Annotated in this window: 12 protein-coding genes; 7 read left to right on the forward strand and 5 right to left on the reverse strand. The window is 72.2% G+C overall.

The genetic code is table 11. From position 1 onward, the window contains the following. Window positions 1-96: 96 nt before the first annotated feature. Window positions 97-999 carry an oxygenase MpaB family protein gene (locus ACIQZN_RS34610; RefSeq protein WP_404002638.1) on the reverse strand — a complete coding sequence of 301 codons (903 nt, stop codon included), beginning with the start codon at window positions 997-999 and terminating at the stop codon, window positions 97-99. A gap of 118 nt (window positions 1,000-1,117) precedes the next feature. Here ACIQZN_RS34610 and ACIQZN_RS34615 point away from each other — a divergent pair, with 118 nt between their 5' ends. Together ACIQZN_RS34615 and ACIQZN_RS34620 are read left to right on the forward strand one after the other, a co-directional pair. Continuing rightward, the gene (locus ACIQZN_RS34615; RefSeq protein ID WP_404002640.1) at window positions 1,118-1,426 is read left to right on the forward strand and encodes a hypothetical protein; all 309 of its coding nucleotides are present in this window, start codon (window positions 1,118-1,120) and stop codon (window positions 1,424-1,426) included. Between the two features lie 118 nt (window positions 1,427-1,544). Continuing rightward, complete coding sequence (locus ACIQZN_RS34620) at window positions 1,545-2,414, forward strand: hypothetical protein (RefSeq protein ID WP_404002642.1); 870 nt, start codon at window positions 1,545-1,547, stop codon at window positions 2,412-2,414. 3 nt (window positions 2,415-2,417) lie between these two features. Here ACIQZN_RS34620 and ACIQZN_RS34625 read toward each other — a convergent pair whose 3' ends face one another. From ACIQZN_RS34625 to ACIQZN_RS34635, 3 genes are all read right to left on the reverse strand, one after another. After that, complete coding sequence (locus tag ACIQZN_RS34625) at window positions 2,418-2,960, reverse strand: MOSC domain-containing protein (RefSeq protein WP_404002644.1); 543 nt, start codon at window positions 2,958-2,960, stop codon at window positions 2,418-2,420. Window positions 2,961-2,988: 28 nt separating this feature from the next. Continuing rightward, a complete protein-coding gene (locus ACIQZN_RS34630) occupies window positions 2,989-3,171 on the reverse strand; it encodes a hypothetical protein (protein WP_073967032.1) in 183 nt (60 codons plus the stop codon). 103 nt (window positions 3,172-3,274) lie between these two features. Beyond that, window positions 3,275-4,318 (reverse strand): fatty acid desaturase family protein, encoded by a 1,044-nt coding sequence (locus ACIQZN_RS34635; protein ID WP_404002646.1) that lies wholly within the window; start codon window positions 4,316-4,318, stop codon window positions 3,275-3,277. Window positions 4,319-4,571: 253 nt separating this feature from the next. Here ACIQZN_RS34635 and ACIQZN_RS34640 point away from each other — a divergent pair, with 253 nt between their 5' ends. The 3 genes from ACIQZN_RS34640 to ACIQZN_RS34650 all read left to right on the forward strand — a co-directional run bounded on the left by ACIQZN_RS34640 (window position 4,572) and on the right by ACIQZN_RS34650 (window position 9,524). Continuing rightward, on the forward strand, window positions 4,572-7,448 hold the full coding sequence (locus ACIQZN_RS34640) for a DEAD/DEAH box helicase (protein WP_404002648.1): 2,877 nt from the start codon (window positions 4,572-4,574) through the stop codon (window positions 7,446-7,448). After that, window positions 7,445-8,782 carry an SWF or SNF family helicase gene (locus tag ACIQZN_RS34645; RefSeq protein WP_404002650.1) on the forward strand — a complete coding sequence of 446 codons (1,338 nt, stop codon included), beginning with the start codon at window positions 7,445-7,447 and terminating at the stop codon, window positions 8,780-8,782. Before ACIQZN_RS34640 ends, ACIQZN_RS34645 begins: the two co-directional genes overlap by 4 nt. Before the next feature lie 151 nt (window positions 8,783-8,933). Next, entirely contained in the window at window positions 8,934-9,524 is a 591-nt protein-coding gene (locus ACIQZN_RS34650) for an N-acetylmuramoyl-L-alanine amidase (RefSeq protein WP_404002652.1), read from the forward strand. On the opposite strand, the gene ACIQZN_RS34655 is transcribed toward ACIQZN_RS34650, so the two are convergent. After that, window positions 9,502-10,059, reverse strand: a complete 558-nt coding sequence (locus tag ACIQZN_RS34655; RefSeq protein WP_404002654.1) for a helix-turn-helix domain-containing protein — start codon at window positions 10,057-10,059, stop codon at window positions 9,502-9,504. The genes ACIQZN_RS34650 and ACIQZN_RS34655 overlap by 23 nt on opposite strands. 116 nt (window positions 10,060-10,175) lie before the next feature. Between ACIQZN_RS34655 and ACIQZN_RS34660 the strand changes: the two genes are divergently transcribed. Together ACIQZN_RS34660 and ACIQZN_RS34665 are read left to right on the forward strand one after the other, a co-directional pair. Continuing rightward, window positions 10,176-11,408 carry a benzoate/H(+) symporter BenE family transporter gene (locus ACIQZN_RS34660; protein WP_404002656.1) on the forward strand — a complete coding sequence of 411 codons (1,233 nt, stop codon included), beginning with the start codon at window positions 10,176-10,178 and terminating at the stop codon, window positions 11,406-11,408. Between the two features lie 83 nt (window positions 11,409-11,491). Beyond that, on the forward strand, window positions 11,492-13,285 hold the full coding sequence (locus ACIQZN_RS34665) for an ABC transporter ATP-binding protein (RefSeq protein ID WP_404002658.1): 1,794 nt from the start codon (window positions 11,492-11,494) through the stop codon (window positions 13,283-13,285). The last annotated feature ends 10 nt before the right edge of the window (window positions 13,286-13,295 follow it).

A 13,295-nucleotide genomic window follows, 5' to 3' on the forward strand; every position in this document is an offset into this window, starting at 1 on the left:
CCGTGCGTGGTGTGGAGCCTAGACACCTCCACCACACCGGAGGTCTTCGCCATGATCAAGACCTGCCAGCGTTAACAACGCTCGTGATCAATACACCTAGACCGTGTCGGCCTCCGGCTGCGCGAGGTCACGGACCGGGCAGCCGCGCACCCCCGGGGTGGGGAACGTTCCCAGGGCCGCCACCTCGTATCCGTCCGGGTAGCCCTTGATCTCGGGGTTCTGCCGGGCGTAGTGGGGGGCGGTGCGCGGCGGCAGCAGGCGTACGGCGCGTGCGCGCAGCCGCAGTGCGCCCCGGGTGAGGCTCCGGGCCAGGGGCGCCGGGCGCTCGTAGCGGAAGGCGCGCAGCAGCGAGTCGTCCAGGAGCGCGAGGCTCGCGCCGCGTACGAGCGGTGCGAGGGGGCGGGGGTACCAGGAGGCCATCAGGTCCAGCGTGGCGTCGGAGACCGAGCGCGCGCCCTCGTCCCAGCCGAAGTGCGCGTCCTCGTAGGTGTCGAGGGTGCGCTCGAAGTCCTCGTACGACTGTGGCAGGTCCTTGATCCCCATGCGGGCGCCGAGCGTCCTGTAGTACGTGGCGAACGCGCGCAGCTCGTGGTCGCAGAGCCGGCGCCAGCCGTAGGCGTCGAGCCATCGCTTCGGGGTGACGACGAAGGTGCACAGGACGTAGCGCATGTCGTCGTTGCTGATGTCGTAGGCGCCGTGCATCCGGTTGATCCGGCGGAGGGCGGTGCGCCCCGGATCGCTGTCGAAGCCGTGCTCGACGACGGTGTCGAGGAGGAGTGCGGTGTCGTCGTACCGCTTCTGCGTACGGTCCGTCAGTTCCGCTGTCTCGGCCAGGAGACGGCCGATGCTGGGGACGGCATAGGTGCGGTAGAGGGCGAGTTCGAGGGCGCGGGTGATGTCCCAGGGGAACTCGTAGGTGACGGTGATCCGGTAGATCTCAAGGAAGTCCCGCTCCGGATCGAGGCGTTGGATCTCCTTCAGCCGGTCGTAACGCTTCACCGCACCGTCCCCCTTGTCCAGGTCGAGTGTCCCAGCCTACGTCCGGGGGCAAGACGGTGAGTACGCGCGACGCACGCGCGTTGACGTGTTGACGTGTTGATGGAAGGCAGGGTTCCCCATGACCGCGATATTCGGTGTCCTGCGCAGAGCCGTGACCACCGGCCGCAGGACCGGCCGCCCGGCGACGGCCCCCGCTGCGGCCGGTCGCAGGCAGCACAACCTGTTCGAGGCGGCGGCCGTGTTCGTCGCGGCTTCCGCCGAGGACGACGAGGAGCGGATGGACGAGGCGAGCGGCTGGGTGTCGCCGGAGCAGCTCTCCTTCGGCGTCAGCGAGCTGGCCTGCCGGGCGGTGATCGCGCTGGCCCGCGAACGGAACGAATCACCGCAGGTCGTGGCGCGGGAACTGCTCGGCCTCTCCGACGCCTGAGCCGGGCGGGGCCGGGGGCCGCTCGCGTGGGACATCCGTCCTTGTCAGGGCCTCGACGGCGGGGTTACCCACTGGTTAGGGTGCGCCGACGGAAACCATGACGGACGAGGAGTGCGCAGTGACCGGGACGGACGACGCAGTCGCCGACGACGACGCGCTGTATGTGCTGACCGCGATCCTGCTGACGCCCGCGCAGTTCCCCAGCGTGCTCGGCGACGACTATCCGGAGGCGTGCGCGGCGCTGGGCCTCGAACCGTACGCCGAGGGGTACGGGCTGGTCCTCGGCCAGGACTCGGACGGCGCACGGTGGACCGTCGTCGTGGACGACGTTTCCCTGGTGGCGGTGGCTATCGCGTCGTGGGACTGCGGCATGGAGTACGACCTGTCGCCGGACGACGCCTCGGTGGTCGGCGCGCTGCCCGGCTGGCCGCTCGCCGTAGCCGTCGCCGCGCCGGGGGTGCCGGCCCCGCACGACCCGGAACCCGATCCGGAGGCGGACGGGGAGGACCCGGCCCCCCTGTCGCCTCCCGACACCGATGTGTGGGGACCGGCCCAGCGCCGCATGGGCGCGGACGCCATCGCCTCGCAGTGGGCGGCCTGGCGCGAGCAGATGGACGACGCGCCGGGCTCCACCCCGGACGACGCGAAGGACTCCGCTCCGGACGACGGAGCGACGGACCCCGCCCCGGACGACGCGCCCCGGCCACAGACCGCCGGCCCGCACCCCGGTATCCGGCTGGCGCTGGCCGAGGCGCGCGGCTATCTGGAGGATCCGCCGCCCCCGGGCCGCGTCCGGTCCTCGTTCGCGCCGGGGGACGCCCGGATGATCCGGGCCGACGGCCCCGGCTGGTCGATGGTGGCCCGGACCGACGACATCGCCTTCATGCTCCTGGACGAGGTCCCGGGCGAGATCCTGCCGGTCAGGCGCGGGCCCGAGCTGCCCGGTCTCCTCAAGGCCCTGGACGCCATAGCCGTACGCCCGTCCTGACCGTCAGACGCGTTCGAGCGGCCGGTGCGGTTCGGCGGGGAGCTCGATCCTGACCGGGTCTCCGGGCCTGACCACGCCGCCGGCCGTGACGACGCTCATGATGCCGGCCTTGCGGACGATGTTGCCCGCATCGTCGCGTCCCACGACCTGCTTGAGGAGTCCGCCCTGGAAGTTGTCGATCTGCGTGCACGGATTGCGCAGCCCGGTCACCTCGACGACCGCCTCGTCACCGAGATGCAGCAGGGTGCCGACGGGCAGGGCCAGCAGATCGATCCCCCGGGTCGTTATGTTCTCCCCGATGTCGCCGGGCGCCACCTCGAAGCCCAGCGCACGGACCTCATCGAACAGCTCCTCCTGGATGAGGTGCACCTGGCGCAGATTCGGCTGCGTGGGGTCCTGCGCGACCCGGGAGCGGTGCTTGACCGTGACCCCCGCGTGCACATCACCCTCCACGCCGAGGCCGGCGAGCAGGGTGACGCTGTCGCGGTTGGGCTTGGTGAAGCTGTAGGTCTCGTTCCTGCTGACGGCGGTCACGGTGCCACTCACGACGGATACCCCTCTCAGCGGCCGGCCCTCAGCGGCCGATCTCCTTGCGTGTGATCCTACGGAGCCGTCGGCGCTGGCCGGGGTCCAGAGCGAGATACGCGAGCGTGGGGACTCCGACGAGCACGAGCAGGGACAGCCAGAACCCGATGAACGGCATCAGGACGACCGCGACGACGACTCCCCCGATGGCAACCTTGGCGCTGTTCGACATCGTCCGTACCTCCTCCGCGGCCCGTGGCCGCCTCTGATGGTGAGAACGTCCGCGCGCCCTCATCGGTTCCTGGTTCCTGCTTCCTCCTGCGCGGAGCGCCCGGTCACCGCAGCGGCGCACCGACCTCGTGCATATGGGTGAGCGCCTGCCGGTACGACTCGACGAGGCCGGTCTCCGTGTACGGCAGGCCGACGGCCTCGCAGTGGGCCTTGACCAGGGGCTGGGCCAGGCGCAGGTGCGGGCGGGGCATGCTCGGGAAGAGGTGGTGCTCGATCTGGTAGTTGAGGCCGCCGAGGAACCAGTCGGTGAGGACCGCTCCGCGTACGTTGCGCGAGGTGAGGACCTGGCGCCGCAGGTGGTCCCAGCGGTCCCCGTCGGGGTCGGGCATCTCCATGCCCTTGTGGTTCGGGGCGAAGGCCATGCCGAGGTGGAGTCCGAACAGCGCGTGGTGCAGGAGGGCGAAGACCACCGCCTTCCCCGGGGACATGACGGTGAGGAGCAGGGCGGCGTAGAGGCCGAGGTGCGCGGTGAGCAGGAGGGCGGACAGGGTCCGCTCGCGCGGGGGCTGGTGCTTGAGGTACTGGAATCCCGAGACCTTGAGGGCGATGCCTTCGAGGAGCAGCATCGGGAAGAACAGCCGGGCCTGGTTGCGGGTGAGCCAGCGGGCGAAGCCCTCGCGCTGGGCGGCCTGCTTCTGGGTCCACACGAGGGCGCCCACGCCGACGTCGGGGTCCTTGTCGATGTGGTTGGGGTTGGCGTGGTGGCGTACGTGCTTGTCGTTCCACCACTCATCGTTCATGCCGAGCAGCAGGTTGCCGTGGAAGAGGCCGATCGCGCGGCCCACCTTGCGGTTGCCGGTTATCTGGGAGTGCCCCGCGTCGTGTCCCACGAACGCCGTGCGGGCCCAGAGGAGCGCCAGGGGCAGGGCGAGCGGCAGCACCCACCAGGTGTTGCCCAGGAGGACGATGCCGGTGACCACGGCCGCCAGGGCGAGCAGGTTGACGGTGATTCCGGCGGCGTACCAGCCGGTGCGCCGTTCGAGGAGTCCTTGTGCCCTGACGTCACGCAGCAGCGGCGCGAAATCGCTTCCTGGGCTTCGGGCGCCGTCACGCGTGGGTTCCGCTGCGGCAAGGGTGGCCTGGGGCATGGTGTCTCCGGTCTCGAATCCGCTCCGACCTCAGGAAACGTACGGTTCACGGGGTGCTCGGAGCCATGGCGCCACCACCCGGGGCAGGGTGGTGCCAGCACCCTCCCGGAGTGGGGGGCCGACTGCACCGGGGAACCGAGCCCCTACCACCGCGTGACGCACCTCACATGCATCGAAGACCCCTGGATGCGCGAGTTCAGGTACCCTCGGCGACCTCGGTCGGCTAGTCAAATTTGAGGACTCTGACATCGCTGTGCACAGCCCCTCCGCCGCTTCCCTCTCCGACGTCTCCGCACTCGCCGGCTGTTCCGTGGTCTTCCTGCCCTCGGACCCCTCCCGCACCGGCCGCCTCGCCTTCTGGCACCCCGACGGCAGCAGCCCGCCCGAAGGCCCGGGCGAGCCCGGCACGCTGACGGTCGCGGGCCCCGACGCCCTGCCGTACGAGGTGCCGGCGCGTCTGCTGTCCGTCGCGGACGGGCTGCCCGTGCTCACCCGTGCGCGGTCGGCGCCGCACGCCTCCGCGGCCGTGGCGTTCTGGGGCGCGGCGGGGCTGCTCGCCCTGCAGTTCGCCGCCCGGGGCCTCCTCCTTCCGGGGCTCAGCGCGACGGACCACGACAGCTGGCGGTCCGGGCCGCTGGCCCCGGACGACCTGATGCGCGTCCGCACCCTGGCCGCCTCCATGCCGCCCACCGCCCACGCCGTGCCCGTCGACGCGGCGACCCGACCGCTCCTCCTGCCCGAACCGGAGCGCCTGGTACGGGCGTTCCTCGACGCGGTCGCGGACGCGCTGCCCCGGACCCCCGCCGCACCGCTCGCCGCGGGCGGACCGGCGTTCACCGCGTGGGAGCCGCAGCGTCTGCCCGGCCACCGGGCCTGGGCCGCCGATGTGGCGGCCGGCCACGACGCGGGCGTCCGGCTGTCGTTGCGCGTGGAGGTCACGGGGCTCGACGCTGCCGACGGGCCCTCGTTCCGCGTGGTGCCGCAGATCCACAGCGTCAGCGACCCGGCCGTGGTGGCCGATGCCGCCGAGGTGTGGGCGGGCGGTGGCCCGGCCGCGGAGGCGTTCGGGCCGCGCGCCCGGATGGACACCCTGCTGATGCTGCGCCGGGCCGCCCGGGCCTGGCCGACGCTCACTCCGCTGCTCTCGGCGGCCGTGCCGGACGCGGTGGAGCCGGCCGACGAGGAGATCACCGAACTCCTCGGCCCCGCCGCGCGGGCGCTCGCCGCGACGGGCGTCCAGGTGCACTGGCCCAGGGAGCTGACCGCCCGCAAGCTCACGGCGCGCGCCGTGATCGGACCGGACGGCGACGAGGCGGACGGCGGCGCGCCCCGGGGTCTCGCGCATACCGCGTCGGACGCCGCGCCGCTGTTGTCGTCCGACGCCCTGCTGACCTTCAACTGGTGGTTCGCCCTGGGTGACCAGCAGCTCAGCCGCGAGGAGCTGGACCGGCTGGCCGAGGCGGGCCGGCCGTTGGTGCGGCTGCGCGACCAGTGGGTGCTCATCGACCCGGACGAGGCGCGGCGGGCCCGGGAGACGCGGGACCGCAAGGTCACCCCGATCGACGCGCTGGGCGCGGCGCTGACCGGGTCCGCCGAGGTGGACGGCCGGCGGGTCGAGGTCCGGGCCACCGGCTGGCTGGAGCGGCTGCGCGAGCGCGTCGCCGATCCGGGCCGGCAGGACCGGGACGGGAAGCCGGCGATCGGTCAGCCTGCCGCGCTCACCGCGACCCTGCGGGACTATCAGCTCCGGGGTCTGAACTGGCTGCACACCATGACCTCGCTCGGGCTCGGCGGCTGCCTCGCCGATGACATGGGCCTCGGCAAGACGATCACCCTGATCGCGCTGCACCTGCACCGCCAGACCCTGGAGGGCGGCGCCGGGCCCACGCTCGTGGTCTGCCCGACCTCGCTGATGGGCAACTGGCAGCGCGAGATCGAGAAGTTCGCCCCCGGCACCCCGGTCCGCCGCTTCCACGGCGCGTCCCGCACCCTGGACGACCTGGCGGAGGACGGGTTCGTACTCACCACGTACGGGACGATGCGGCTGGACGCTCCTCGGCTCGCCTCGGCCCGGTGGGGCATGGTCGTCGCGGACGAGGCGCAGCACGTGAAGAACCCGTACTCGGCGACGGCCCGCGCGCTGCGCACCATCGGTGCCGGGGCACGGGTGGCACTGACCGGCACCCCGGTGGAGAACAACCTCTCCGAGCTGTGGGCGATCCTCGACTGGACGACCCCGGGGCTGCTGGGGCGGCTCGGCACGTTCCGCACCCGGTACGCGCGGGCGGTGGAGGGCGGGGACCCGGCGGCGGCGGAGCGGCTGGGCGCGCTGGTGCGGCCGTTCCTGCTGCGCCGGCGCAAGTCGGATCCCGGTATCGCGCCGGAGCTGCCGCCGAAGACGGAGACGGACCGGGCGGTGTCGCTGACGCCCGAACAGGCGGGGCTGTACGAGGCGGTGGTGCGGGAGACGCTGGCGGCGATCGCCGAGGCCGACGGCATGGCGAGGCGCGGTCTCGTGGTGAAGCTGCTGACCTCGCTCAAGCAGATCTGCAACCACCCGGCGCAGTATCTCAAGGAGGACGAACCACGCATCGCCGGCCGCTCGGGGAAGCTGGAACTGCTCGACGAACTCCTGGACACCATGGTGGCGGAGGGCGCCGGGGTCCTGGTGTTCACGCAGTACGTCGGAATGGCCCGGCTCCTCGAACGGCATCTGGCGGCGCGCGGCATCGGCACGCAGTTCCTGCACGGCGGCACACCGGTGGCCGCGCGGGAGGAGATGGTGAACCGGTTCCAGGCGGGCGGGGCACCGGTGTTCCTGTTGTCGCTGAAGGCCGCGGGCACGGGGCTCAATCTGACGAGGGCCGGTCATGTGGTGCACTTCGACCGCTGGTGGAACCCGGCGGTCGAGGCACAGGCCACCGACCGCGCGTACCGGATCGGGCAGACGCAGCCGGTGCAGGTCCACCGGCTGATCGCGGAGGGGACGATCGAGGACCGGATCGCGGACATGCTCGTCCGCAAGCAGGGACTGGCCGACGCGGTGCTGGGGTCCGGTGAGAGTGCGCTGACCGAGCTCAGCGACGCGGAGCTGGCCGATCTGGTGGAGCTTCGAGGGGGGACGCGATGAGGGACGGATACGAGGCCGAGGAGTTCGCCGACGGCGGCGACGAGCGGGCGGACGGGGTGGCCGCGCAGGAGCGCACCTTCGCCGCCCTGCCGCCGGCACCGGGGCGCGGTTTCGCCGCTTCCTGGTGGGGAAAGGCGTGGCTCAAGGCGCTGGAGGACACCGCTCTGGACCTGCGGCAGCTGAAGGCGGGGCGGCGTGTGGCCCGGGAGGGCGGGGTCGGTGCCGTGTCCGTGCGGCCCGGCCGGATCACGGCGGTGGTGCGAGAGCGGAACGGGAGCACGTACCGCAGCGATGTGCTGCTCCAGGAGCTGGACGAGCAGGAGTGGGACCGTTTCCTGGGCATGGCGACCGAGCGGACGGGTCACATCGCGGCGCTGCTCGATCGGGAGATGCCGCCGCACCTGGTGGAGGACGCCGCGGCGGCCGGCATGGAGCTACTACCGGGCATCGGTGACCTGGAACCGCGGTGCACCTGTGAGGCGTGGGACCACTGCCTGCACACCGCCGCCCTCTGCTATCAGGTGGCGCGACTCCTGGACCAGGACCCGTTCGTGCTGCTGCTGATGCGGGGGCGCGGCGAACGGATGCTGCTGGACGGGCTCCAGGAGCGGATCGCGGCGACGGCGGGGGCGCCGGACGTCGCGGCCGAGTCCGAGCAGCCGGCGCCGGATCCGGGCGTGCCCGGCGTACCGGCGGAGCAGGCGTACGCCGCCGGCTCCATCCTGCCCGCGCTGCCGGCGCCTCCGGAGCTTCCCGGGGAGCCGGGCGCCGCCCCGTCGCTCGACACGGAGACGGACCCCGAGGCGGGGGTGGACCCGACGGCGCTGGAGATGCTGGCGCGGGACGCGGCGGCCCGTGCGCACCGGATGCTCGCCGACGCCCTGACGCCCGGTCATGGAGGGCGCCCGGTGCCCGAGGGGCTGACGGTGCGCCAGGACGCGGTCAGGCTGGCCGCCGACGCGCGTCCGGAGCCGTGGATCGTCCACCGATTGGCGAGCGGCGCGGGGAAGACGCGCGCCGGGCTCCCCGCCGCGGTCGCGGCCTGGCGGTACGGTGGGGCGACCGCGCTCGCCGTGCTCGACGAGGACCGACCCCTGGACGGCGAGGCGTTGGCCCGGGCCAGGACCCGGCTGGCCGAGGCGTGGGAGGAGGACGAGGCGCCCCGGCTGCGGGCCGAGCGCAACCGCTGGACGTCCGCGGACGGCGGCCTCCAGCTCCGCTACGGGCCGGACGGGCGCTGGTATCCGTACCGGAAGGAGAACGGTCAGTGGTTCCCGGCGGGTCCGTCCGACGACGATCCGGCGGCCGCCTGGGCGGAGGCGCAGGGCGCCTGACGGCGGGTCGGCTGGGCCTGAACACCCCTTGCATGGACAGGATTTGGGGCACCTGCCGTCTTCCGTGGCATGCGCGGCGCCCGTACGGTGGGGCCCGCACTCGGCGCCGCACCTTCCGTACCCCTGCCCACCTCACCCCACAGGAGTTCGCATGGAACGCAGAAGAATCCTTCAGGGCGCCGCGGTGGCGGCGGCGGGAGCGCTGCTTCCCGCCTCCGTCCGCGCCGCCGCCGCGACGACGGGCGCCACGGACTACCCGGCGGGACACTGGGTTCCCGCTTCGACGTCCAACTACACGGTTTCTTCGCGCCCTTCGGCGTACCCCGTCCAGTACGTCATCATCCATGTCACCCAGGAGACGTTCTCCAAGACGGTGTCCATCTTCCAGAACCCGGCGAAGCAGGTCTCCGCGCACTACGTGGTGCGCTCGGGCGACGGGTACGTCAACCAGATGGTGCGGGAGAAGGACGTCGCCTGGCACGCGGGGAACTGGGACTACAACACCCGCAGCATCGGCATCGAGCACGAGGGGTGGGTGGACCAGCCCGAGTACTTCACCGACTCCTTGTACGAGCAGTCGGCGCTGCTCACGGCCAATATTTGCGACCGTCACAAAATTCCCAAGGACCGCGCCCACATCCTCGGACACGTCGAGGTCCCGGGCACCGACCACACCGACCCCGGCCCGAACTGGGACTGGGTCCGCTACATCCGCCTGGTCAATCTTCTCGGCGCGGGCTGACCGGGCAGCGCACGAAGAGGATCCCCTGCACATCGCCGTCGGGCGCGCTGTAGACATGGGGCACGTCGGCCCGCCACCGGGCGGAGGCCCCGGGCCCGACGCTGCTGGGGTCATCCGGCCGCCCGACGACGGCGGTGCCGGCGAGGACCATCAGACTCTCTGACGTACCCGGCACATGGGCCTCCGACTCCTGGACCGCGCCGGCGCGAATGGTCACCCGGAACACGTCGGTGACCGCTTCCCCGTCCTCGTACCGCTCGATCAGCACGGCGGTGACGGCGCTGCCGGAGACACCCGCCCGCTGCTCGAAGGGGGCGCCGTCCGGCAGCGGGTCGCTCAGTACCGCGCTGAGGGGGCGGCCGAGGGCGGTGGTGAGGGCGTACAGGGTCTCCAGCGTGGGGTTGCGCCGGCCGCTCTCCAGCTCCGAGAGCGTGCCCTTGCCGACCCCGGAGCGTCGCGCGAGCTCCGAGAGCGAGACGTCCATGCCGTGCCGCAGGGTCCGCAGCCTGCGCCCCACGTCCTCGTTCAGCCCCATCGCCGTCCGCCCGCTCGCCCATCCGGTTGACGGGCACCGGCCCGCGTCTCTAGTGTTCCACAAACAGAACGTTCCGTATATGGAACGCCCGGCAGCATCCCGGAAGTGGCTCACTCATGTCCGCGTTGACCCGTATACGTTCGGCCGCACCTCCCTCCGCCGTGGTGGCCGGGCTGATCGCCGTCATGGTCGGGGTCACCAGCTCCGCCGCGCTGGTCTTCACCGCCGCCAAGGCGGCGGGGGCGGACGCGCGCGAGATCTCCTCGTGGATGCTGGCGCTCGGCGTCGGACTGGCCTGCACCAGTGCCGGTCTGTCGCTGCGCCACCGGGCGCCGGTCGTGACCGCCTGGTCGACGCCCGGCGCGGCCCTGCTGACGACGGGTCTGAGCGGGGTCTCCATGGCGCAGGCCGTCGGCGCGTTCGTCTTCTCGGCGCTGCTCATCGTGGTGAGCGGTGTCACGGGATGGTTCGCCCGGGTCATGAACCGCATCCCCGTGCCGCTGGCCGCCGCACTGCTCGCCGGGGTGCTGCTGAGGTTCGGCACGGGCCTGTTCAGCACCATGCACCAGAGCTTCGCGGTCGCGTTCCCGATGTTCGTCATCTACCTGCTGGGCCGCCGTCTGCTGCCGCGATACGCGGTGCTGCTGGCCCTGGCCGCGGGGGTGGTGGCCACACTGTTCACCGGGGGCTGGCGGACCGGCGCGGTCCGGCTCTCGCTGGCCACGCCGGTCTTCACCGCGCCCGAGTTCGACTGGAAGGTGCTCGTCAGCGTCGGCGCGCCGCTGTTCGTCGTAACCATGGCCTCGCAGAATCTGCCCGGTGTCGCCGTGCTGCGCGGTTCCGGTTACGACGACGTGCCGGTGTCCCCGCTGATGACGTGGACGGGCGCGGCCAACGCCGTGCTGGCGCCCTTCGGGGCGTTCGGGCTCAACCTCGCCGCCATCACGGCCGCGATCTGCACGGGCGACGAGGCGCACCCGGACCGCGACAAGCGCTATCTGGCGGCGGTGTGGGCGGGGTTCTTCTATCTGTGCGTGGGGCTGCTCGGCGCCACCGTCGCCTCGCTGCTGACGGCCATGCCGCACGAACTCGTCCTGGCGATCGCGGGGATCGGGCTCCTCGCGACGATCGAGTCCTCGCTGGCCACCGCTCTCGCCGACAAGGCCTCGCGCGAGGCGGCCCTCGTCACCTTCCTGGCCACCGCCTCGGGCGTGACGCTGCTGGGCATCGGCTCGGCGTTCTGGGGCCTGCTGGCCGGCCTCGTCACCAGCGCGATCGCCACGGTGGGACGCCCCCGCCCCGAGGAACCGGCACCGGAGTCGCGGCCGGCCGAACTCCCCGTACGCTGACCGCTTCCATACCGCCGAAGGCACTCTGTCCCGTACGTGGAACACAGTTGCCCCGGGCATCGGTCGCGGGTTGGGATGGTGTCATGCAGAAAGCGGTATCCCCACCCTCCGCCGAATCCCTGGCACCCTTCGACCACCTGGACCACCGCTACCGCGGCGAACACCCGGTCCGCACCCTCGCACTCCTCTTCCGACCGGACCGGGGGCGACTCGCTCTCGCCGTCGTCCTCTTCACCGTGAAGCACAGCCCCATATGGCTGCTTCCCCTGATCACCGCCACCGTGCTGGACGTGGTGGTCCAGCACGGTGCGGAGTCCGAGCTCTGGCAGGCCACCGGCCTCCTGCTCTTCATCCTCGTCCTCAACTACCCGCTCCATCAGTGGTACGTGCGCTGCCTCGGCGGCAGCATCCGCCGTATGGGCATCACCCTGCGCTCCGCGCTCTGCCGCCGGATGCAGCAGCTGTCCGTCGGCTACCACGCCCGGGTCAGCTCCAGCGTGCTCCAGGCCAAGGTGGTCCGCGACGTCGAAGCCGTCGAGCAGATGGTGCAGCAGAGCGCCGACATGGGGCTCGGGGCCGTCGTGACGCTCGTCGGCGGGCTCGTCGTCATCGGCATCCGGGTCCCGTCGTTCCTCCCCGTCTTCCTGGTCGTCGTCCCCGCCGCCGGGTTCCTCGTGATGAAGCTGAGGGGCAGGCTCCGCAGCCACAACGAGTCGTTCCGGCGCGAGGTGGAACAGCTCTCCTCCCGGGTCGGCGAGATGACCACCCTCATCCCCATCACGCGCGCCCACGGCCTGGAGCGGACCGCGCTGGGGCGCGTGGACGGCTCCCTGCGGCAGGTGTTCGCCGCCGGCCTGCGCCTGGACATGCTCAACGGCCGCTTCGGCTCGCTGGCCTGGGTCCTGCTCAACACGCTGGGCGTGCTCTGCCTGACCGGGTCCGCGCTGGTGGCGTACCACGGCTGGCTCGACGTCACCGCCGGTGACGTCGTCATGCTGAGCGCCTTCTTCACCGTCCTGACCGGCTCGGTGACCACGCTGCTCGGGCTCGCCCCCATCCTCACCAAGGGCCTCGAATCGGTGCGTTCGGCGGGTGAGGTGCTCCAGGCACCGGACCTGGAGCACAACGCGGGCAAGGCGCAGGTGGAGCAGGTCACCGGACGCATCGACTTCGAGGACGTCTCCTTCGCGTACGAGGACGAGCGGCCGGCCGTCGACGGATTCACGCTCTCCGCGCGGCCCGGCGAGACAATCGCCCTGGTCGGCGCGTCGGGGGCGGGCAAGTCGACGGTCCTCAACCTGCTCATCGGGTTCATCCGGCCCACCGAGGGGCGCATCCTGCTGGACGGCACCGACATGGCCGGGCTCGATCTGCGCAGCTACCGGAGGTTCCTCTCGGTCGTGCCGCAGGAGTCGATCCTGTTCGAGGGCAGCATCCGCGACAACGTCACGTACGGGCTCGGGCACACCGACGAGGCGACGCTGCTGAGCGCCCTGGAGGACGCCAACGCCATGGAGTTCGTCCGCCGGCTGCCCCAGGGCCTGGACACGGTCGTCGGTGAGCGCGGCGCCCGGCTCTCGGGCGGCCAGAAGCAGCGGCTCGCGATCGCCCGGGCGCTGATCCGCGACCCGAGGGTCCTGGTGCTCGACGAGGCGACCTCGGCGCTGGACAACCGCTCCGAGGCGCTGGTGCAGGAGGCGCTGTCCCGGCTGGTGCACGGCCGCACCGTCTTCGTCGTCGCGCACCGTCTCTCCACCATCCAGGGCGCCGACCGGATCGTGGTCATGGAGGGCGGCCGGGTCGCGGAGGTCGGCACGCACGAGGAACTGCTGGGCCGCCACGGGGTGTACGCGGGCCTCCAGCCGGCGTTCCCGTGACGGCGTCGGG

It is taken from the genome of Streptomyces sp. NPDC097595, assembly GCF_044761525.1.
GTDB lineage: Bacteria > Actinomycetota > Actinomycetes > Streptomycetales > Streptomycetaceae > Streptomyces > Streptomyces drozdowiczii_A.

Excerpts from the sequence above, each read along its gene's own strand:
- ACIQZN_RS34630 (WP_073967032.1), bottom strand. The coding sequence starts at position 3,171 with ATGTCGAACAGCGCCAAGGTTGCCATCGGGGGAGTCGTCGTCGCGGTC.
- ACIQZN_RS34655 (WP_404002654.1), bottom strand. The coding sequence starts at position 10,059 with ATGGGGCTGAACGAGGACGTGGGGCGCAGGCTGCGGACCCTGCGGCAC.
- ACIQZN_RS34635 (WP_404002646.1), bottom strand. The coding sequence starts at position 4,318 with ATGCCCCAGGCCACCCTTGCCGCAGCGGAACCCACGCGTGACGGCGCC.
- ACIQZN_RS34645 (WP_404002650.1), top strand. The coding sequence starts at position 7,445 with ATGAGGGACGGATACGAGGCCGAGGAGTTCGCCGACGGCGGCGACGAG.
- ACIQZN_RS34650 (WP_404002652.1), top strand. The coding sequence starts at position 8,934 with ATGGAACGCAGAAGAATCCTTCAGGGCGCCGCGGTGGCGGCGGCGGGA.
- ACIQZN_RS34660 (WP_404002656.1), top strand. The coding sequence starts at position 10,176 with ATGTCCGCGTTGACCCGTATACGTTCGGCCGCACCTCCCTCCGCCGTG.
- ACIQZN_RS34665 (WP_404002658.1), top strand. The coding sequence starts at position 11,492 with ATGCAGAAAGCGGTATCCCCACCCTCCGCCGAATCCCTGGCACCCTTC.
- ACIQZN_RS34615 (WP_404002640.1), top strand. The coding sequence starts at position 1,118 with ATGACCGCGATATTCGGTGTCCTGCGCAGAGCCGTGACCACCGGCCGC.